The sequence below is a fragment of the Nitratireductor sp. L15S-10 genome (assembly GCF_045011005.1).
Taxonomy (GTDB): domain Bacteria; phylum Pseudomonadota; class Alphaproteobacteria; order Rhizobiales; family Rhizobiaceae; genus Nitratireductor.
The window spans coordinates 1,142,716-1,162,731 of sequence record NZ_CP120674.1 but is presented as its reverse complement, the minus strand read 5'-3'; the positions used below and the strand labels follow the sequence as shown (position 1 = coordinate 1,162,731).

20 protein-coding genes are annotated in these 20,016 nt (G+C 60.6%); 6 read left to right on the top strand and 14 right to left on the bottom strand.

The window, feature by feature from the left end; genetic code table 11:
* Window positions 1-47: 47 nt before the first annotated feature.
* Complete coding sequence (locus P2W41_RS05590; RefSeq protein ID WP_404934526.1) at window positions 48-719, top strand: helix-turn-helix transcriptional regulator; 672 nt, start codon at window positions 48-50, stop codon at window positions 717-719.
* Window positions 720-741: 22 nt separating this feature from the next.
* Window positions 742-2,166 carry an MFS transporter gene (locus tag P2W41_RS05585; protein ID WP_404934525.1) on the top strand — a complete coding sequence of 475 codons (1,425 nt, stop codon included), beginning with the start codon at window positions 742-744 and terminating at the stop codon, window positions 2,164-2,166.
* 115 nt (window positions 2,167-2,281) lie between these two features.
* Here P2W41_RS05585 and P2W41_RS05580 read toward each other — a convergent pair whose 3' ends face one another.
* The 5 genes from P2W41_RS05580 to P2W41_RS05560 are packed head-to-tail and all read right to left on the bottom strand — an operon-like array spanning window position 2,282 to window position 7,717.
* Window positions 2,282-2,578 carry a hypothetical protein gene (locus tag P2W41_RS05580; RefSeq protein ID WP_404934524.1) on the bottom strand — a complete coding sequence of 99 codons (297 nt, stop codon included), beginning with the start codon at window positions 2,576-2,578 and terminating at the stop codon, window positions 2,282-2,284.
* Window positions 2,579-2,638: 60 nt separating this feature from the next.
* Window positions 2,639-3,181, bottom strand: a complete 543-nt coding sequence (locus tag P2W41_RS05575; protein ID WP_292897124.1) for a sarcosine oxidase subunit gamma — start codon at window positions 3,179-3,181, stop codon at window positions 2,639-2,641.
* Complete coding sequence (locus P2W41_RS05570; RefSeq protein WP_404934523.1) at window positions 3,174-6,158, bottom strand: sarcosine oxidase subunit alpha; 2,985 nt, start codon at window positions 6,156-6,158, stop codon at window positions 3,174-3,176. The genes P2W41_RS05575 and P2W41_RS05570 overlap by 8 nt, the downstream gene beginning before the upstream one ends.
* Window positions 6,158-6,448 (bottom strand): sarcosine oxidase subunit delta, encoded by a 291-nt coding sequence (locus P2W41_RS05565; protein WP_292897128.1) that lies wholly within the window; start codon window positions 6,446-6,448, stop codon window positions 6,158-6,160. The genes P2W41_RS05570 and P2W41_RS05565 overlap by 1 nt, the downstream gene beginning before the upstream one ends.
* A 15-nt stretch (window positions 6,449-6,463) precedes the next feature.
* Window positions 6,464-7,717 (bottom strand): sarcosine oxidase subunit beta family protein, encoded by a 1,254-nt coding sequence (locus P2W41_RS05560; RefSeq protein ID WP_404934522.1) that lies wholly within the window; start codon window positions 7,715-7,717, stop codon window positions 6,464-6,466.
* Window positions 7,718-7,959: 242 nt separating this feature from the next.
* Between P2W41_RS05560 and P2W41_RS05555 the strand changes: the two genes are divergently transcribed.
* Window positions 7,960-8,721: an SDR family oxidoreductase gene (locus P2W41_RS05555; RefSeq protein WP_404934521.1), complete on the top strand. Its 762-nt coding sequence runs from the start codon at window positions 7,960-7,962 to the stop codon at window positions 8,719-8,721.
* A gap of 9 nt (window positions 8,722-8,730) precedes the next feature.
* On the opposite strand, the gene P2W41_RS05550 is transcribed toward P2W41_RS05555, so the two are convergent.
* Entirely contained in the window at window positions 8,731-9,747 is a 1,017-nt protein-coding gene (locus P2W41_RS05550) for a hypothetical protein (RefSeq protein WP_292897133.1), read from the bottom strand.
* 310 nt (window positions 9,748-10,057) lie between these two features.
* Between P2W41_RS05550 and rpsU the strand changes: the two genes are divergently transcribed.
* The 3 genes from rpsU (at window position 10,058) to P2W41_RS05535 (ending at window position 11,903) form a co-directional block, all read left to right on the top strand.
* Entirely contained in the window at window positions 10,058-10,285 is a 228-nt protein-coding gene (rpsU, locus tag P2W41_RS05545; RefSeq protein WP_007008828.1) for a 30S ribosomal protein S21, read from the top strand.
* Window positions 10,286-10,427: 142 nt separating this feature from the next.
* The gene (locus tag P2W41_RS05540; RefSeq protein ID WP_292897134.1) at window positions 10,428-11,276 is read left to right on the top strand and encodes a tetratricopeptide repeat protein; all 849 of its coding nucleotides are present in this window, start codon (window positions 10,428-10,430) and stop codon (window positions 11,274-11,276) included.
* 141 nt (window positions 11,277-11,417) lie between these two features.
* The gene (locus P2W41_RS05535; RefSeq protein ID WP_404934520.1) at window positions 11,418-11,903 is read left to right on the top strand and encodes a DUF992 domain-containing protein; all 486 of its coding nucleotides are present in this window, start codon (window positions 11,418-11,420) and stop codon (window positions 11,901-11,903) included.
* Window positions 11,904-11,978: 75 nt separating this feature from the next.
* On the opposite strand, the gene P2W41_RS05530 is transcribed toward P2W41_RS05535, so the two are convergent.
* The 8 genes from P2W41_RS05530 to P2W41_RS05495 all read right to left on the bottom strand — a co-directional run bounded on the left by P2W41_RS05530 (window position 11,979) and on the right by P2W41_RS05495 (window position 20,004).
* Entirely contained in the window at window positions 11,979-13,376 is a 1,398-nt protein-coding gene (locus P2W41_RS05530; RefSeq protein WP_292897136.1) for an NAD(P)(+) transhydrogenase (Re/Si-specific) subunit beta, read from the bottom strand.
* A 1-nt stretch (window position 13,377) separates the two neighbouring features.
* On the bottom strand, window positions 13,378-13,803 hold the full coding sequence (locus P2W41_RS05525; protein ID WP_292897138.1) for a proton-translocating transhydrogenase family protein: 426 nt from the start codon (window positions 13,801-13,803) through the stop codon (window positions 13,378-13,380).
* Window positions 13,803-15,143, bottom strand: coding sequence for a Re/Si-specific NAD(P)(+) transhydrogenase subunit alpha (locus tag P2W41_RS05520; RefSeq protein ID WP_404934923.1), 1,341 nt, complete (start codon window positions 15,141-15,143; stop codon window positions 13,803-13,805). The genes P2W41_RS05525 and P2W41_RS05520 overlap by 1 nt, the downstream gene beginning before the upstream one ends.
* A gap of 86 nt (window positions 15,144-15,229) precedes the next feature.
* Complete coding sequence (locus P2W41_RS05515; protein WP_292897141.1) at window positions 15,230-15,457, bottom strand: aa3-type cytochrome c oxidase subunit IV; 228 nt, start codon at window positions 15,455-15,457, stop codon at window positions 15,230-15,232.
* Between the two features lie 212 nt (window positions 15,458-15,669).
* The gene (locus tag P2W41_RS05510; RefSeq protein WP_292897142.1) at window positions 15,670-16,503 is read right to left on the bottom strand and encodes an ABC transporter ATP-binding protein; all 834 of its coding nucleotides are present in this window, start codon (window positions 16,501-16,503) and stop codon (window positions 15,670-15,672) included.
* A gap of 69 nt (window positions 16,504-16,572) precedes the next feature.
* Window positions 16,573-17,892, bottom strand: coding sequence for an ABC transporter substrate-binding protein (locus P2W41_RS05505; protein ID WP_404934519.1), 1,320 nt, complete (start codon window positions 17,890-17,892; stop codon window positions 16,573-16,575).
* A gap of 72 nt (window positions 17,893-17,964) precedes the next feature.
* Window positions 17,965-19,041, bottom strand: coding sequence for a branched-chain amino acid ABC transporter permease (locus P2W41_RS05500; RefSeq protein ID WP_404934518.1), 1,077 nt, complete (start codon window positions 19,039-19,041; stop codon window positions 17,965-17,967).
* A 3-nt stretch (window positions 19,042-19,044) separates the two neighbouring features.
* Window positions 19,045-20,004: a branched-chain amino acid ABC transporter permease gene (locus tag P2W41_RS05495; protein ID WP_292897148.1), complete on the bottom strand. Its 960-nt coding sequence runs from the start codon at window positions 20,002-20,004 to the stop codon at window positions 19,045-19,047.
* Window positions 20,005-20,016: the final 12 nt, after the last annotated feature.

Sequence of the window (20,016 nt, the reverse complement as noted above, 5' to 3'; positions counted from 1 at the left end):
ACAATAAAGAAACAAAATGGTTATTTTAATAATGATCGGAGGGTCTCATGACCAGATTGATTGCACCAGTCCAGGCCGAAGCTGCACCGGAAACGGCGGATGACCGCATTCTGTTTGCGCTCAAGACCAAGGGAGCGATGACAGCCCAGCGTCTTGCGCATCGTCTGAACATCTCCACAGTTGCCGTGCGCAAGCAGCTCTCACGGCTTGAAGAGAGCGATCTGGTTCAGTTTCAGGAAGACGTACGAGGCCGCGGGCGCCCCGAACGTGTCTGGCGCCTGACGCCCAAGGGGCATGGCCGTTTCCCCGACAGCCATTCGGATCTGACGCTTGAACTGATCAACTCGATCCGGCGGGTCTTTGGTGACCACGGGCTCGACAGGCTCATCGGAGAGCGCGAGCAGACGATGCGATTATCTTACGAAACCGCGGTCAGGGAACATAGCGATCTTGCCGAGCGCGTTGCAGCTCTGGCCCGGATTCGAGCACGGGAGGGCTATATGGCTGAAGTCGAGCCCCTCGACGACGGCGCATATCTCCTGATCGAGAACCATTGCCCGATCTGCGCCGCCGCGACGGCCTGCCAGGGCTTTTGCCGCTCCGAACTGAATGTTTTCAAAACCGTGCTCGGTCCTCACACCCGGATCGAGCGCACGGATCACATTCTGGCCGGCGCGCGCCGTTGTGCCTACCGCATAGAAAGAGGTTCAGGCGACTGAACCCTGAACACCCGAGGACATCATGACAGATGCAAGCACCGAGGGTCCGCTCGGCAATGCCGGCTGGGCAGCGATCCTGAAAACCGGACAATTGGGGCAGTTCGCACTGCTGTGCCTCGGCATCTGGCTTCATGCCGCCGACACACTGCTGGTGGCCACTGCAATGCCAGCCGCCGTCTTGGAGATAGGTGGTGACCGACTGGTGAGCTGGACGCTGTCGCTCTACCTGCTGGGCTCGATCATTTCCGCTGCCGCAGCAGCCCTTGCTGCCACAGCGCTGGGGCTGCGCCGCGCGTTCGTGATCGCAGCGCTGATCTACACCGTGGGCTGCGCGATCAGCGCGCTTGCTCCCAACATGCCTGTCATGTTGCTGGGGCGTTTCTGTCAGGGCGTTGGCGGCGGCCTTCTCGTGGCGTTGACCTATGTCGCCATCCAGCGTCTTTTCCCAAAGGATATGTGGCCGCGTCTGATAGCGCTGATGTCGGCGATCTGGGGCGCTTCGGCATTCTGCGGCCCCATGATCGGCGGCTTCTTCGCGGATATCGGCCTGTGGCGCTGGGGCTTCTGGACCTTTGCGATACAGGCGCTTCTGCTTGCGCTTCTCGTGCCCGTGTTCCTGCGCCCGACCAGAGGAGCAGTGGCAACCGCGCAGCGCTTTCCGGTGTGGAGGCTCACACTCCTGTCTCTTGCAGTGATCTCAGTAGCGACAGCGGGGATCTACGTGAAGCCGGCCATATCGCTGCCGCTGGTGGCAGCAGGTGCGGTAATGTTTTTTCTCTTCCTTAAGCGGGATGGCAGTCGCCTGAGCAACAGGATGTTCCCGACGCGCGCCTTCGATATCCGCACACCTGTGGGTGCTGGATTCATCGCCAATCTCGCCCTTGGCACGGCAGCCATGTCGTTCACCGTTTACGGCCCGTTCCTTCTCCAGCGCATCCACGGCATGTCGGCACTGGGTGCGGGCTATGTGATCGCAGCCGAAGCCGTTGCCTGGAGCACAACGGCAATGGTTTTCGCCGGGGTGAATGAAGCAGGAGAGCGCGTCGTGATGAAAACCGGCGCATTGCTGATCCTTCTGGCAGTCACCCTGCTCGGCCCTGCGATGGCGGAAGGACCAGTGTGGGCAGTGGTATTGCTTTCGATCGCGCAGGGCGCGGGCTTCGGCATGTTGTGGGGATTTCTGATCCGCCGCGTGGTCGCTGCCGCTCCCGAAACCGAGCGCGACAGCGCATCCTCCGCAATGCCGACAACACAGCAGATCGCATTTGCGCTAGGCGCCGCCCTTGCCGGCATCGTCGCCAACATGGCTGGCTTTGCCGAAGGCGGCGCGGCCGAGTCCATGAAGGTGGTCGCGATCTGGGTGTTTGTCTGCTTTGTTCCGGTTGCGGCCTTCGGTGCAGCCGCAACGTGGCGGCTTGCACGCCAAAGCGACGTGGAAGCACTCTAGCTATTACCCCTAAGAGCGGCTCACCGTTTCACGGAAACACCACTCCGCTCTATCTGTCTGTTTTTCAGCATTTTTGCGGACGTCAGGTGATTCCAACTGACTGCAAAATGCTCTTCTAGCGCTCCCTCTTGGGGCGCCCCGTACGCGTGGACGAAGTTACGGATACGGGGTCGCTCGCTGGGAAAGTATCTTCAAGTCCCTCTTCCAGCTCGTCCTCGAGCTCTTCGGCATCCGGTTCGCTCTTCCGAGTTTTTTTCGCAAACTCTCCAGGTGCACCGGTGCGGGTGGTGCGCGTCACGGAGACCGGGTCGCTCGCGGGAAAACTCTCTTCCAGCCCTTCCTCCAGGGCTTCTTCCTTATCGATCTGCTCGCTTTTGCTGTCAGAGACTGTTTTTTTTGGATCAGGCTGCATTGATATCTTCCTTTTCCGGATCAATGCTGGAAGGGCCTCTCCGGTTCCACGCTTCGGGAATTATCGGTCGCGTGTGGCCTGTTCCAGAAGCATGAAGACATAGTCGGAGAAGGAGCGCCAGCACTCGACCCGGAAGGCATCGGCGCCAGTGCGCCACAGAATGACCTCAGCCTTGCCGAAAACGGTACGCGAGCAGGCGCAAACCGGAAACGCATCGAGGGAAAGGTCCTGCGGGCAACCGGCGTTAAGCACCGTTTCAACACGCGCTCCCGAGACGAGCACGGCCGTGTTTCGGTGTGAAACGTCCACGGCCGAATGAAATTCTGCGACCGATGCGCAGGCTCCGGCCAAATCCGCCTGGTTCTCGTCGATCACCAGCCATTCATCCGGACCGAGCCAGAGAGCGGCCCGCCCGTCTTTTGCACTGGACGTTTTCGGACGTTCAGGCAGATCAAGCCCGAGCGCCTTCGAAAGGGATTTTATGGCGGTTTTCGGCGCACGCAGGGAAAGCCGTGCGGCCGGCTCGGCCCGGACGAGTGTCAGACCGTCCGCATTGAGAAAACGGCCTTCGAGCGCGCTGGCGCGTGCAATCGTGTCAGCCATTGGTGCGCTCTCCCTTCTTGTCGAAGAAAACCGTGGACGTGACCTCCACTTCGATCACGCTGCCGGGCATCGGCACGTAGAGCGTCTCGCCCATGCGTTCATGCCCGCCTGCAACCAGCGCCAGCGCGATTGAATGGCCGCAATTTTCCGACCAGTAGGACGAGGTGACATGACCGAGCATGGGAACGGGAACCGGCGCTTGCGGGTCGGCGACGATCTGTGCCCCCTCTTCCAGAACCGTTTTCGGATCACGCGTTTTCAGGCCCACGAGCTGCTTGCGACCGGGAGCGGCAAGGTCCGGGCGCATCAGACCGCGCATGCCGACGAAATCGGTCTTCTTCCTGCCAATCGCCCAGGAAAGCCCGGCATCATGGGGCGTGACGGTGCCATCCGTCTCCTGCCCGACGATGATGAAACCCTTTTCAGCTCTGAGCACATGCATGGTTTCAGTGCCGTAGACGCAGGCGCCATGTTTCTCACCCTCGGCCCAGACCGCCTCCCACACGGCACGACCATAATCGGCCGGCACGTTGATCTCGAAACCGCGCTCACCGGTGAACGACATGCGAAAGAGCCTCGTCGGCACGCCGCAGATCATCCCCTCACGCACCGACATGTGCGGCATTGCCTCGTCGGAGAGGTCGATGCCGTCGACCAGCGGCGCGATGATCTCGCGGCTTTTCGGTCCCTGAACGGCGATGACAGCCCATTGCTCCGATGTGGAGGTGAGATAGACCTTCAGATCCGGGAACTCGGTCTGGAGATAGTCTTCCATATGGTTGAGAACGCGCGGCGCGCCGCCGGTGGTGGTGGTCACGTGGAACCGGTCTTCGGCAAGACGCCCGACAACACCGTCATCATAAATGAAGCCGTCCTCGCGCAGCATGATGCCATAGCGGCAGCGTCCGACGCCGAGCTTCTGCCACGGATTTGTGTACATCAACTCCATGAAGCGCGCGGCGTCGGGACCGACGATCTCGATCTTGCCCAGCGTGGTGGCGTCGAAAATGCCGGCACTCTGGCGCACCGTACGGCATTCGCGGGCGACCGCAGCATGCATGTCCTCGCCGGCCTGCGGAAAATACCATGCGCGCTTCCACTGGCCGACATCTTCGAACACCGCGCCACGGGCTTCCGCCCAGTCATGTATGGGTGTGCGCCGCACCGGCTCGAACAGCCGGCCCCTGCCATGCCCCACAAGCGCGCCGAAAGTGACGGGGGTGTAGGGCGCGCGAAAGGTGGTAAGTCCCACTTCGGGAATGGGTTTGCCCAGCATCTCGGCGGCGATGGCGAGACCGTGCATGTTGGAGGTCTTGCCCTGATCGGTCGCCATGCCGGTGGTGGTGAAGCGCTTGACGTGCTCGATGGAGCGCATGCCCTCGCGCACCGCCTGGCGGATGTCCTTCGCGGTCACGTCGTTCTGGAAATCGACAAAGGCCCTGGCCGTGCTTTCGGCTCCAGCCCCCTCGCCTGCACCCAGCATGCCGCCGGACCAGCGCTCGGTGCTCTTGGCGGCAAGTTTTGGCAACTTGCGAGCCGCTCCGCCGGCAGCCTCCTGCCCGGCCTTCAGGGCCTCGGCGACCGTCTCGCCCAGATCAACCGTGCCGGCGCACGCTCCAACCGAAACCATATTCTGCACCGGCTGGCCGGGAAGGAAGCGCTGTGTTTCGGCTTCGAAGGCAAGCTTGCCGCGCGATTGCGAGAAAATGTGGACGGCTGGCGTCCAGCCGGACGAGGTGATGAGCGCATCGCAGGCGACGCTGCGTTCCGCACCGCCGGATACGGGGCGAATCTTGATGGATGAAACCCTGAGGCGTCCGCTTGTTGCGGTAACGGCATGCCCCGTCAGGCATTCGATGCCAAGCCTGCGCGCCTCCTCTACATGAGGCCCCTGCGGATCGCTGCGGCAATCGATGATGGCAGCAATCGCGATGCCTGCGCGTTTCAGATCGATGGCCGCCTGCCATGCACCGTCTTCCGCCGTATAGACCGCCACACTGTGCCCGACCGCAACGCCGTAATGGTTCAGATAGGTGCGGGCGGCGGAGGCCAGCAGGATGCCCGGGCGGTCATTGTCTGGAAACACCATGTGCCGCTCGATCGAACCGGTGGCGAGCACCACGCGCTTCGCCCGCACCTGCCAGAGCCGTTCGCGCGACTGGTCGGTCGCAGGGCTCGCTAGATGATCCGTCAGCCGTTCGACGAGGCCCACCATGTTCTGTGCGTAATAGCCGAAACCCGTGGTGCGGGTGAGAAGCCGGACATTGTCGCGCGCGGCGAGGTCCGCCGTCAGGGCCTGCGCCCAGTCCCAGCCGGGCATGCCGTCGATCGTCGTCCCGGTCTCATAGCGCAGCGCACCGCCCGTTTCCGCCTGTTCGTCGGCCAGAATGACGCGCGCGCCTGCATCGGCGGCAGCAAGTGCTGCGGAAAGCCCTGCCGCACCGCCGCCAATAACAAGCACGTCGCAATGGGCAAAACGGTTTGAATAGCAGTCGGGATCAGGCCGGTCAGGGGCTTCGCCCAACCCGGCGGCGCGCCGGATGAAGGGCTCGTAGAGTTTTTCCCAGGCGGCCTTCGGCCACATGAAGGTCTTGTAGTAGAAGCCGGCGGAGAAGAAGGGCGACGCCAGATCGTTGAGCGTGCCGATATCGAAGGAGAGCGAGGGCCAACGGTTTTGCGAGACCGCGTCGAGCCCCTCATAGATCTCCTGTACGGTGGCCCGTACATTCGGCGCCTTGCGGGCGGCATCACGATGAATGCCGACCAGCGCATTGGGTTCTTCAGCACCAGCGGAGATCACGCCGCGCGGGCGGTGATATTTGAAGGAACGGCCAACGAGATGAACGCCATTGGCAAGCAGGGCCGATGCAAGCGTGTCGCCTGAAAGGCCGGTAAAGGCTTTCCCATCGAAGCTGAAACGAACGGGATCTGCCTTGCCGAGCCTGCCGGCGGTAGCGATGCGGAAAGGCTGGATCATCACTTCCCCTTCCCGAGATCGGGCTTGGGTTCGCCGGTCTTGTAGGTCGCAAGAAACCTGTCGGAGACCGTGTCGCGCGCAGCATTGAAAAATCGCGCGCAGCCATGGATGTGCCGCCAGCGCTCATAAACGATGCCCTTTGGGTTTGAGCGAATGAAGAAAAAACGCTCGAATTCCTCATCCGACAGTTCGGCCATGTTTTCAGGCCGCGCGATATGCGCCTCGCCGGCATGGCGAAACTCAAGTTCCGGCCGGTCTTCCTCGCAATAGGGGCAGTGTATGAGAAGCATGAGATCCCCTTGCGTCTAATGCGCCACGGCGGCGGCCGCCGCCTCATCGATGAGCCGGCCGGAGCGGAACCGCTCGAGCGTGAAGGGTGCATTGATGGGATGCGGCTCGTCGCGCGCGATGGTGTGGGCGAATACATGGGCAGAACCCGGCGTGGCCTTGAACCCGCCCGTGCCCCAGCCGCAATTCACGTAAAGCCCCTTGACCGGCGTCCTGGCCAGAATGGGCGAACGGTCGGGCGTGACATCGACAATGCCACCCCACGATCGCAGCATCTTCATGCGGGTGAAGATCGGGAACATCTCGCAGATGGCATCGAGCGTGTGCTGGATGATGTGCAGCCCACCGGTCTGGGAATAGGAGGTGTATTGATCGGTGCCAGCCCCGATGACCAGTTCGCCCTTGTCTGACTGGGAGATGTAGGCATGGACCGTGTTGGACATGACCACGCAAGGGAAGACAGGCTTGACCGGCTCCGACACCAGCGCCTGAAGAGGGTAGGATTCCAGCGGCATCCGAACGCCCGCCATCTGCATCAGAACCGAGGAATGACCGGCAGCAACGACACCGATCTTTTTCGCATTGATGGTTCCACGCGTGGTCTCGACACCGGTGACCGCCCCGTCCGGCCCGCGATTGATGCCGGTGACTTCGCAATTCTGGATGATGTCGACCCCACGCGCAGCGGCAGCCCGCGCATAGCCCCACGCGACCGCATCATGACGCGCGGTGCCGCCGCGTCGCTGCAGCGCTGCACCCTGAACCGGGTAGCGTGCCTCACGCGAAATATTGAGTGGCGGGCAATAAGCCTTCGCCTCTTCCGGCGTCAGCCATTCATTGTCGACGCCATTCAGCCGGTTGGCGTGGATGTGGCGTTTGAACACCTGCACGTCATGCACATTGTGAGCCAGCATCATCACGCCGCGCGGCGAATACATGACGTTGTAGTTCAGATCCTGTGAGAGCCCGTCCCACATCCTGACCGCATGATCATAGATGCCCGCGCTTTCGTCATAGAGGTAGTTGGAACGGATGATGGTGGTGTTGCGACCGGTATTGCCACCGCCGAGCCAGCCCTTTTCCAGCACGGCGACATTGGTGATGCCATGCTCCTTTGCCAGATAATAGGCTGCACCGAGCCCGTGACCGCCTGCACCGACGATGATGACATCGTAGCTCTTCTTGGGCTCGGGCGACGGCCATTGTTGCGGCCAGCCCCTGTGAGCACGCATGGCCTCGCGGGCGATGGCGAAGACGGAGTATTTGCGCATGGGCCTCCCCGCAGACAGTTTTGGTGCGTCGCAACCGGACGCCTCTGACAAGAGCCTAGCAGTAGCGAAATACGAGGCAATGCCTTACACTGATTGCGACGGAGATTGCCGTTTTGTGCCAAGCCTGATTGTCATTCCGTTCATCTGGCCTCTCGTCTGGTTTCGGGTGGTTGACACGCCGCGTTGCTGAAAGTTTCGCATCACCCCGGCAATGCCGGCAACGCGAAACGGAAGGATACCAGATGACATCGCTGAACGAGAAAGTCGCCATCGTAACCGGGGCAAGTGCCGGTATCGGTCGGGCGGCAGCCAGGCTATTCGCCCAGCACGGCGCCAGGGTCGTCGTTACAGCCCGGCGGCAGGCAGAACTGGACACACTTGTCGGCGAAATCGAAGCCAAGGGAGGCGAAGCCATCGCGCTTGCCGGCGACGTTCGCGAGGATACTCACAATCAGAAACTCGTCGCGGTCGCAGAAAGCCACTTTGGAGGTCTCGACATCGCCTTCAACAATGCAGGCGCTGTCGGCCCGCTAGTGCAGATCGATGCACTTGAACGCTCGGACTGGAACGATGTGATCGAAACCAATCTGAGCTCCGCCTTTTCGGCTGCGCGGTACCAGGTACCCGCCATGAGGCGCCGCGGCGGCGGTTCGCTGATCTTCACGTCGAGCTTCGTTGGTCACGAGACCGCAGGCATGCCCGGCATGGCAGCCTATGCGGCGAGCAAGGCCGGGCTCGTCGGCCTCGTTAAATCGCTGGCATCGGATCTCGGGCACGAAGCTATTCGCGTGAATGCCCTTCTTCCCGGCGGGACCGACACCAGAATGGCCACGTTCGAGAACGACGAACAGCGCGCCTTTGTCGAAGGCATGCATGCGTTGAAACGCATCGCACGTCCCGAAGAGATCGCCCAGTCTGCACTCTTCCTCGCTTCCGACGCATCGAGCTTCACGACCGGCACAGCCATGCTGGCCGATGGCGGCGTTGCCATCAGCAAGGTCTGATTGGGGCCGCTATCGATGCTGGCGAAATCGCTTCGCCAGCATCCATCCATAGGCGAGGAAAAGAAGTGAGATATAGAACTCGCGCACCTCGGACAGCTCATACCCATCCACCATGTCGAAGCCGCGAATGATGAACACCAGTTTGGAGACCACATAGATGGCCGCAAGGGCGGTGGCGGCAAGGCGCAGCTCGAAGGATTTGAGCTGGCGAACGATGTCAAGACAGATCAAAAGCCCCAGGAAGAACCAGACCTGATAGGGTACGATGTTCCAGGATTCGAACATCAGCGACGCGACGGGCAGCCCGAAAAGCGCAAAGATGCGCGGCGGCAGATAAGGCTCCACCTGGCCGAAAAGACCGCCCGCTCCGCGCGGCCAGCACCAGGGCAGGACCACAAAGCAAAAGATCGCGCTCGTGTAGTAGATGGCCTCGAACTGGTAAGTGTAGAAATTGTGGATGTTGGTTTCGTTCTGAACGTTCTTGCTGAAGAGCTCGGGCGTAGCCCAGCCAAGCCAATGCTGCCCCCAGGACATCTCTTCCATCAGAATGAAAAACACCACGCCAGCCATGCCAGCCAGCACCAGCTGCGGCGGGAAGACGCCGAGCAGCCGCGCGCCGCGCATGCCTCGCGCACGCCAGGCAGCGATAAGGAAACTGACGACCGCTGCAATGAGCAGAACCTCGGTGGCCATGCCCAGCGGCTGCATCTCGCGAACAAAATCGTTCAACGCCGTGGGAACAAAATGAACGGCGGCTGCAACCGCCAGAAGGAATGCGCCGGCAGCACCAATGGCCCAGCACGCCTGCGCGCGATCCCCGCTTGCCAGGGCCAAGGCATTCATGGCCGGCTTCAAGGCGAGAAAGAGCAAGAGCGCTGCCAGAAAGGAAAAGCCGATCCGGGCGCGACCAAAGAACGTGAAATCAGGATCGCCCTTGCGCAGCAGGCCATACCCATGGACCACTTCGCCATAGACAGCTGAACCAACGACCAATATGAAAGCGACCATGCCAAAACCAAGTCTCATCAGACTTGCCTCCGGCCCAGTGTCGGCCCGCCTGTCCCCCTCCGACATGTCGATATACTCCAATATGAAAAAACACGTTTGTGTAGTGCTCTTTCCTTTTCTCTACGTTAACGCGAGCCAGGAAACATGCATGAGAGAGGCGTGTGCGCGAGAAGTCCACAAGAAAGCACTCGACAGAAGCCAATGCTTCTGCTATGTGCCACCGCTATTCGTGGCTGAATTCCGCCGCGGAACCCTTTGCCCATGGGTAAAGGAAAATCGAATTCAATGCTTAACATATCGAAGACCAACGTTCTGACAGGAAACCCACGTGCAGGTACTCGTCCGCGACAACAATGTTGATCAGGCGCTTCGCGCGCTGAAGAAGAAAATGCAGCGCGAAGGCATCTTCCGCGAGATGAAGATGCGTGGGCACTATGAAAAGCCGTCAGAAAAGCGCGCGCGCGAGAAGGCTGAAGCCGTTCGCCGCGCACGCAAGCTGGCGCGCAAGCGCGCACAGCGCGAAGGACTGGTCGGCGGACGTCCGGGCGCCCGCTGATAGCGCCCAGCTTTTGACGATTTCTGCCTATAGATGACGCGGTACGATCTTTGGATCGTGCCGCGTTTTCGCATATCCGATGACTTTTCGCATGGGGACGGCAATGGCTTGGTTTGGCACTCGGGTTGTGGCATTAAGTGGCATGACTTCTTTCGACACGCCCCCCTCCCGCGCATCGCGCAACGCGGTTGCGGGCTTCGCCCTCGCAGCCCTTCTGCCTCTCGCGGCTTGCCAAACCGCGACAAATCCCGCCACTGATCTGAGCCGTGTCGATACCGCTCAGGGTTCTGCCGAGAATATCGGCTCGCTGAGTGCGGTCATTCAAAGAACCCCCAATGAGCCTGAAGCCTACAATATGCGTGGGGCGGCATACGGCCGGGCGGGTCGCTATCAGGATGCGTTGAAGGATTTCGACAAGGCGATCTCGCTCAACCCGCGCTCGCCGAACACCTATGCCAACCGCGCCTTGATCCACCGCTACATGGGCAACAACCAGCAGGCGCTTGCGGATTACAATCAGGCGATTTCACTCGATCCGAACTATGACACCGCCTATATCGGACGTGCAGAAGTCTACCGCCTCTCCGGCCGTTCAACCGACGCACTTGCCGATCTGGAACGCGCCATCCGGCTCGATACGACAGACCCGCGGGCCTATCACCGACGCGGTCTGCTTTATCAGGCGAGCGGCCAGCACCAGTTCGCAATCGAGGACTTCGCCAAGGCGATCTCGCTATCCCCGGACGCACCGTATGGCTACAACGGTCGAGGGCTCTCCTATCTGGCACAGGGCGACGAGGAAAACGCCTTCTCCGACTTCAACACCGCCATCCGGCTTGACGACGGCCTGGCGGAAAGCTGGGCAAATCAGGCGCTTGTCTACGAGAAGCGCGGTGACAGGGAGAAAGCAGCGAAATCCTACGCCCGCGCGCTTCAACTCGACCCGGAATACATGCCGGCTCGCGATGGTCTGGCCCGCACGCGCATCTGATTTTTGATATTTACCAACAGCTTAGCCCCGGACGTCCAGGCCGGGGCTTTTTGCCGTCTTCAAGCAGGGTCAGGCAAATTAATCTGGAACCTTCTTTGCAGTGGCGTGTTTTGAGCCCGGACCACAAAAGGAGTTCCAGTGATGAAAAAAGCAATCATTCTCGCTTCCGTCCTGACCGCTGCCGCCGTCACTCCGGCGCTTTCACAGGAGCGTGTCGAAGTCGGTGTCCTTGACTGCGTCATCGAAGGCGGAGCCGGCGTGGTGATCGCCTCCTCCCAGGAACTGGCCTGCACCTTTGAGCCGGCTGATGATAGCCGTCCGCCCGAGACCTATGTTGGTGTCGTGAACAAGTTCGGCCTCGATGTCGGTGTCAAGGATGCCACGCAGATGCAGTGGCTGGTCATGGCTCCCACAGCTGATGCCTATGCTCCAGGCGCGCTTGAAGGTGACTATGCCGGTGTGAGCGCGGAAGTGGCAGCCGGACTTGGCGCTGGCGCGAACATTCTCGTTACGCAGGACAGCCAGAGCCTGATGCTTCAGCCCGTGAGCCTTGAAGGCAAGACGGGCATCAATGTCGCGCTGGGCGTGAGCGAATTTCAGCTACGCTCAACCTCTGCTGCCGAGTGATAATCCCCTGCCCCACCCGGCAACAAAAAAGCCCGGCTTCGCGCCGGGCTTTTCTCTGATGCCAGTTCTTTGCTGTCAGTGATCCATCGCCTTAACGATGTCTTCTGTCATCTTCTTGGCGTCGCCGAGCAGCATCATCGTCCCGTCCTTATAGAACAGGGTGTTGTCGATGCCGGCATAGCCGGAGCCAAGCGAACGCTTGACGAAGAGGCAGGTGCGCGCCTTGTCCACATCGAGGATGGGCATGCCATAGATCGGCGAGGACTTGTCGTCGCGGGCTGCCGGATTGGTGACGTCGTTGGCACCGATGACATAGGCCACATCGGCCTGGGCGAACTCGGAGTTGATGTCTTCGAGCTCGAACACCTCGTCATAGGGCACCTGCGCCTCGGCAAGCAGCACATTCATGTGGCCGGGCATACGGCCTGCGACCGGGTGAATGGCGTATTTCACCTCGACGCCTGCTTCCTTCAGCTTGTCGGCCAGTTCACGCAGCGCATGCTGCGCCTGCGCGACCGCCATGCCATAGCCCGGCACGATGATGACCTTCTGCGCATTCGCCATCAGATAGGCGGCATCGTCGGCAGAGCCCTGCTTGACCGTGCGGTCGATCCCGTCATCGGCGGCAGCCGCCGTCTCGCCGCCGAAGCCGCCGAGAATGACCGAGATGAAGGACCGGTTCATGCCCTTGCACATGATGTAGGACAGGATCGCACCGGAAGAGCCCACCAGCGCGCCGGTGATGATGAGCGCGAGATTGCCGAGTGTGAAGCCGATACCGGCTGCAGCCCAGCCCGAATAGGAGTTGAGCATCGACACGACAACCGGCATGTCCGCGCCACCGATCGGGATGATGATGAGCACACCGAGCACCAGGGAGGCGGCAACGATAAGCCAGAAGATCGTGGTGCTCTGCGTGGTGACGAGCAGCACGATCATGACGACCAGCGCAATGGCAAGGCCCGCATTCACCACATGGCGCATGGGCAGCATGATCGGCTTGCCGGACATGCGCCCATCAAGCTTCAGGAAGGCGATGATGGAGCCGGTAAAGGTGATCGCGCCAATGGCGACACCGAGCGACATCTCGACCAGAGCCTGGGCGTGGATCGCACCCAGTTCGCCGATGCCGAAGCTTTCAGGCGAATAGAGTGCGGCGGCCGCAACCATGACGGCCGCGAGGCCGACCAGAGAGTGAAAGGCGGCCACGAGCTGCGGCATGGCAGTCATTGCGATGCGCTTCGCGATCACCGCGCCGATGCCACCGCCAATGGCGATGCCAAGAACGATGAGGACAAAACCGCCAAAGGAGGGCGTTGCGTAGAGCAGCGTGGTGCCGATGGCGATGGCCATGCCGACCATGCCGTAGACATTGCCCTGACGGCTGGTTGTGGGATGCGACAGGCCCCTCAGCGCGAGGATGAAGAGAATGCCGGAAACGAGGTAGAGGAAGGATGCAAGATTGGCGCTCACGTCACTTGTCCTTCTTCTTGTACATGGCAAGCATGCGGCTGGTCACAAGGAAGCCGCCGAAGATGTTCACCGACGCGAGGATGAGCGCGATGAAGCCGAAGCCGGTGGCAAGGCCGGAAGCGGAGATGCCCACGGCTAGAAGTGCGCCGACGACGATCACGGAGGAGATCGCGTTGGTGACCGACATGAGCGGCGTATGCAGCGCCGGCGTCACCGACCACACAACATAATAACCGACGAAGATCGCCAGAACGAAAATGGCGAAGCGGAAGACAAACGGGTCGATCGCCCCACCGGATGCGCCATGCGCAAGCGCGCTGGCGGCATCGGCGACTTCGGCCGCCTGCATGCCTTCAATGGCGGCGCGAACGCTCGCCGCGGCGCTGTCGAGCTGGTCGAGCGCCTTTTCTAGTGCGGTTGGTTCCATCAGGATTCTCCCCCCGATCTGGTTGCGGCAGGCTTATCGGCGGCGCTGGACGTAGCAGCCGGCTTTCCTGCCGTTTTCTTCGTCGCTGCGGAGCCGCTCGCAGCCTTGGCTGCGGGCTTGCGCGCGGGCGCCTTGCGGGCTGGCGCCTTGCGGGCTGGCGCCTTTTTTCGCGCGGCGGCCTTGGCAGCAGGCTTTGCGATAGCAGGCTTTGCGGTGTCGACGAAATTGGGATGCACGACCTTGCCGTCATGGGTGAGCATGGTAGCCTTCACCAACTCGTCCTCCATATCGACGGCAAGCACCTTCTTCTCCTTGTCGACCATGGTCTCAAGGAAGGTGTAGAGGTTTTTCGCATATAGAAGCGACGCGGATGCGGCCACCCGGCCCGGCACATTGAGATGGCCGATAATCTTCACGCCATTGGGCGTGGTGACGACCTCTCCGGCCTTCGCGCCTTCCACATTGCCGCCACGCTCCACCGCCAGATCGACGATGATGGAGCCAGGCTTCATGGACTTGACCATATCGGCACTGACAAGACGCGGCGCAGGCCGGCCCGGAATAAGCGCCGTGGTGATGACGATGTCCTGCTTGGCAATGTGATCGGCGACGAGTTCGGCCTGGGCTTTCTTCTCTTCGTCGGTCAGCTCGCGGGCATAACCGCCCTCACCCGAAGCATCTTTCAACGCTTCGGTCATGATGAACTTCGCACCAAGCGACTGCACCTGCTCGCCCGCTGCCGCACGAACATCGGTGGCGGTGACGACTGCACCCAGACGGCGCGCGGTGGCGATGGCCTGAAGCCCGGCCACGCCGGCACCCATGACAAACACCTTGGCAGCCGGCACAGTGCCGGCGGCGGTCATCATCATCGGCAGCGCGCGATCATACTCGGCGGCGGCGTCGATCACGGCGCGGTAACCTGCAAGGTTTGCCTGCGAGGACAGGACGTCCATGGACTGGGCACGCGTGATGCGCGGCATGAACTCCATGGCGAAAGCGGTGACGCCTGCTGATGCCATCGCGGCGACGTCACCCTCATTGCCATATGGATCCATGGAGGCGAGGACGAGCGCGCCCTTTTTGTAGGTCTTCACCTCGGCAGGTGTCGGGCGGCGCAGCTTCAGGACGACATCGGCCTTGCCGGCATCGGACGCCTTGCCGATCTTTGCGCCGGCCTTTTCAAATTCACTGTCGACAATGCGCGATTGTTCGCCTGCGTTTTTCTCGACGATCACGTCGAAACCCAGCCCCACAAATCGCTTGACCGTTTCCGGAGAGACCGCAACACGACCTTCCGTTACGTCAATTTCTTTAGGCACAAATATGCTTTGTCCCACCGTCATATCCTTTCGGTTGGACCGTCCCCCCATTTCACGGAGCCGAGGGAGCGGCTCCGCACGTCACATCGCGGCAAGTGGCGCGCCTAGCGCAGCAGCCAGGCGCCGATCACCGAGATCAGAATGAAGAGAACGGTGCTGGAGAAAAAACCAGCGGAGGTGAAGAAACCAAACGCCATTGCCACCAGAATGGCGACAACCACCAGGCTCGAATATTTGATGACGGCCAGGAAGAGATCGTAGGTCTTCTCGTGTTCGGCGTAGTCCATTTCCGCGCCCGTTTCAGCCGGTCCGGCCGGCAAATTCTCTGCCATCTCAAAACCCCATGGGAATAGAATTGGTCTTGGGAGATAGCGAAAAGATGGCGGAAGGGCAATGGGAGGATTGCCGCATGAACAATCCAATGCGCTTTGAGGCGCCATAAGAGAACCGATTTCACGGAAACGGTACGGAATGTGGAAAAATCAGCGCTCCGGGCATGAAATGGCGTACTACTGTTTCGTCATCGCAAACGGCATATGGTGAATCACGAGAGCCAGCGCTTGCGTCGCTTGTAGTGTTTGACGTTCCGGAATGAGCGACGACCCTCGCCACCGACACCGAGATAGAATTCCTTCACGTCCTCGTTCTCGCGCAGCGCCCTGGCCTCGCCATCGAGCACGACACGGCCCGATTCCAGAATATAGCCATACTTGGCATAGCGCAGCGCCACATTGGTGTTCTGCTCGGCCAGAAGGAAAGAGACGCCCTGCTCCTCATTGAGCTTTCTGACGATCTCGAAGATTTCTTCGACCAGTTGAGGCGCGAGTCCCATGGAAGGCTCATCGAGCAGGATCATCTTCGGGCGCGACATGAGCGCCCGGCCAATCGCCGTCATCTGCTGCTCGCCGCCTGAGGTGTAGCCGGCCTGCGAGTTGCGCCGTTCTTTCAGGCGCGGGAAATAGGTGTAGACCAGATCGAGATCCTCGCGGATAGCCGCCTGCCCGTCGCGCCGGGTAAACGCGCCCGTAAGCAGATTGTCCTCCACCGAGAGATGGCCAAAACAGTGCCGCCCCTCCATGACCTGGATGCAGCCCCGCCGCACAAGATCGTTCGGCGAAAGGTTCTGGACTTCGGCACCACCGAACAGGATCGAGCCCTTGGTCACCTCGCCGCGCTCCGCATGCAGCAGGTTGGAGATGGCCTTGAGCGTTGTGGTCTTGCCCGCTCCATTCGCACCGAGCAAGGCGGTGATCCCACCACGCGGAACCGAGAGGGAAACCCCTTTCAGCACCAGTATGACGTGATCGTAGATGACCTCGATATTGTTGACTTCGAGGATCTGTTCATCGGCCTGTGGCGCGGGAGCTGGTGTCGTCATGCCGTCGGTTCCCATTTTATGGAAATGCTGCTCCCCGCTGGAGACGGGGAGCAGTGGGGCGTCAAGTGCCTACATGCTGCACTCTTCATTGACCGGCCAGGGCGCGTTGGCTTCCGCATATTCCTTGGCCTTTTCAGCTTCCAGTTTTTCGATTTCGGCACGGTCGGGTGTCAGAAGGTCCGACGCCTTGACGAATTTCGCGCCGTCCCATTGAAGCATCCAGCCGCCACCATGGCCGGTGTGATCGGCGCATGACGTGCTGAAGGGAACGAGCATGCCTTCGGCGCCGAGTTCCTTCAGCCGGGCTTCATCGAGATTGATGTTTTCCAGCCCCCAGCGCAGTTGCTCCGGGCTGGGATTGCGCACATCGAACTCTTCCTGCGCAGCCTTGATGCCCTCGACCAGTATGACGGAGATCATGAGACCGCGCTGATAGAACACGGAATCGAACTCACCTTCACCCTGATTGATCTGCGACTTGCCGGCATCGACAACATATTTCTTGATGTCGGCCATAAGCGGAGCCTCGGAATTGGGCACGCTCCAGGAGATCGAGCGGTAGCCTTTGCCCTGATCGCCGACCAGCTTGAGATCGCCATCATGGCCGGACCACCACACACCGATAAACTGGTCCATCGGATATTTTGTCTTTACGGCCTCGGTTATGGCGCCGGCGTTCATCGCGCCCCAGCCCCACATTACGACAAAATCAGGCCGCTCGCGGCGGATCTGCAGCCACTGCGCGGACTGGTTCTGCATTTCGGTCAGGCCAACCGGGATCGGTACGAGGTTGAAACCATGCTTCTCGGCCAGAACCTCAAGCAGAGGCAGAGGCTCCTTGCCGAACGGATGATCGAGATGCAGGAAGGCGATCTTCTTGTCTTTCAGACTGTCGAGATTGCCGTCCGAAATGTTTTTCAGGATCATCGACGCGCCATCCCAGTAGGATGACGGCGGGTTGTAGGCCCACTGGAATACCTTGCCATCGGCCATGGGCGAGAAGCCATAGCCGGGCGCGAGGATCGGGATCTTGTCGACATTCGACTTGGGCAGGACCTGAAGCGTGATGCCGGTCGACCAGGGCTGCGTGACCACGGCGCGTGCCTTGGTTTTTTCGTAACACTCAACACCTTTCTCGGTGTTGTAGCCGGTTTCGCACTCGTCATATTCGAGTTTGACGCCGTTCAGCCCGCCATCGCGCTCGTTTAACAGCGTGATGTAATCGCGCTGGCCATTCATGAGCGGTGTGCCGGTGGCCGCGAAGGGGCCGGTGCGGTAGGCCAGGTTCGGAATGTAGATGGCCTCGTCCTGCGCAGCAGCAGGGACGGCGACGCTGGCGGCAGCAAGAAGGGCTGACGACAGGATCGCATTTCTGAGCATTCTCTTCATACTCTCTCCTCCACTTGTTCCGTTCTCCGAAAGGAAGGGGCGAACAATCCCCGTTTCAGACACCTTTTCCACCTAGTGCGGAAATGGCCACAGAATGAATTTCTCGCGGATCATCGCCCAGAAGCGCGCGAGCCCGTGCGGCTCGATGATCAGAAAGGCGATGATGAGCGCACCGATGATCATGATGTTCAAATGCTCGACCATGGCTGAATCGAGTGGAATGCCGAACGCCTGCGGCACACTGCCGATGATGACCGGCAGGGCCACGATGAGGATGGCTCCGAGGAAGTTTCCAAGGATCGAACCCAACCCGCCAATAATGGCAATGAACAACACGCGGAAGGACAATGGAATGTCGAACAGGTTCGCCTCCGCTGCACCGCGCCACAGAAACACGAACAGCGCGCCGGCAATGCCCACCACATAGGATGAAACGAAGAAGGCCATGAGCTTGGAGCGCATCAGATTGATGCCGACAAGCTCTGCGGCGATGTCCATGTCACGCACCGCCTTCCACATGCGGCCGATGCGCCCGCGCGTGATGTTGATGGCGAAGAAGGTGATGACGCAGACCACGCACAGGACGAAGTAGTATTGCGTGATTGCCGTGGCACGTGGACCAGCGACGGTGATGCCGAACATGTCGATATTGGGCACCTGGATCGCGCCGGAGGCATTGTAATTGTAGAGCCATGCCCATTTCTGGAACAGCCAGACAAGGAAGAACTGGGCGGCCAGCGTGGCGATGGCGAGGTAAAAACCCTTGATGCGGAGCGACGGCAGGCCGAACAGCACGCCTATGGCGGCGGAGAAAAAGCCCGATAGCGCAATGGCCACCACGATGTTCATCTCCGGAAAGATCGTGATGAGCTTGTAACAGGCATAGGCGCCCACGCCCATGAAAGCCCCGGTGCCAAGCGACAATTGCCCCGCATAGCCCGTCAGAATGTTGAGGCCGAGGGCTGCCAGCGAATAGATGAGGACCGGGATCAGCAGCGCGCGGAAGGTGAATTCGCTTGCCGTGAGCGGGAAGATGACGAACGCGAAGACGAGGATGACGCCGAGCAGGAACGCATCCTGCCGCACCGGAAACAGCGCGTGATCGGCTTCGTAACTCGTCTTGAACTGGCCTGCTGTGCGGTAGAACATGAATTATACCCGCTCAATGATTTTTTCGCCGAACAGCCCCTGCGGGCGGAAGAGAAGCACCAGCAGCGCCAGCATGTAGGCGAACCAGGCTTCGGTGTTGCCGCCAAGCAGCGGCTGGCCCCAATAGATCTCGAAGAGCTTTTCCAGAATGCCGATGGCGAGCCCGCCGATGATCGCGCCCATGACGCTTTCCAGCCCGCCGAGCATCAGCACCGGCAGCGCCTTGAAGGCGATCACCTCCAGCGCGAACGACACGCCGGCGCGCGCGCCCCAGACAATGCCCGTGGCAAGCGCGATGACACCGGCAATGAACCAGACGATCACCCAGATAGTGGAGAGCGAAATGCCCACTGAAAGGGCAGCCTGATGGTCATCGCCCAGCGCGCGGATGGCGCGGCCGATCTTGGACTTGTTGAGGAAGACCAGAAGCGCTGCGACCAGCACCATGGCACCGATCACCGCCGTCAGGTCTTTCTCCTCGATGGAGACGAAGCCGCCAAAAGGTTCGAACACGATGCTGCCGGTGGGGATGAAAAGCTGTTCGGTGATCATCACCTTGTTTTCGCCACCGAAGATCAGTTCGCCGAAGCCGATCAGGAAGAGCGTGATGCCGATGGTGGCCATGAACAGGATGATGTCGGGCTGGTTGACCAGCGGCCTCAGCACCACGCGCTCGATGGTCATGGCAAGCACCAGCATTACGGCCAGCGTGAGCGGCAGGGCAAGCAGGGCCGGCACGCCTTTTTCATAGAGGCCCACCAGCGTGAGGGCGGCGAACACCACCATAATGCCCTGCGCAAAATTGAAGATGCGCGAGGATTTGTAGATCAGCACAAAGCCGAGCGCGATCAGCGCGTAGAGCACCCCTCCGACAAGCCCTTCCCAGAGCACCTGAAGCAGGAAATCGGGAGCGGCCGCCATGTCGGCGAAGGGCTTTATCAGGATGTCGTTCAAGAATTCCATGCGTTCCTCCCC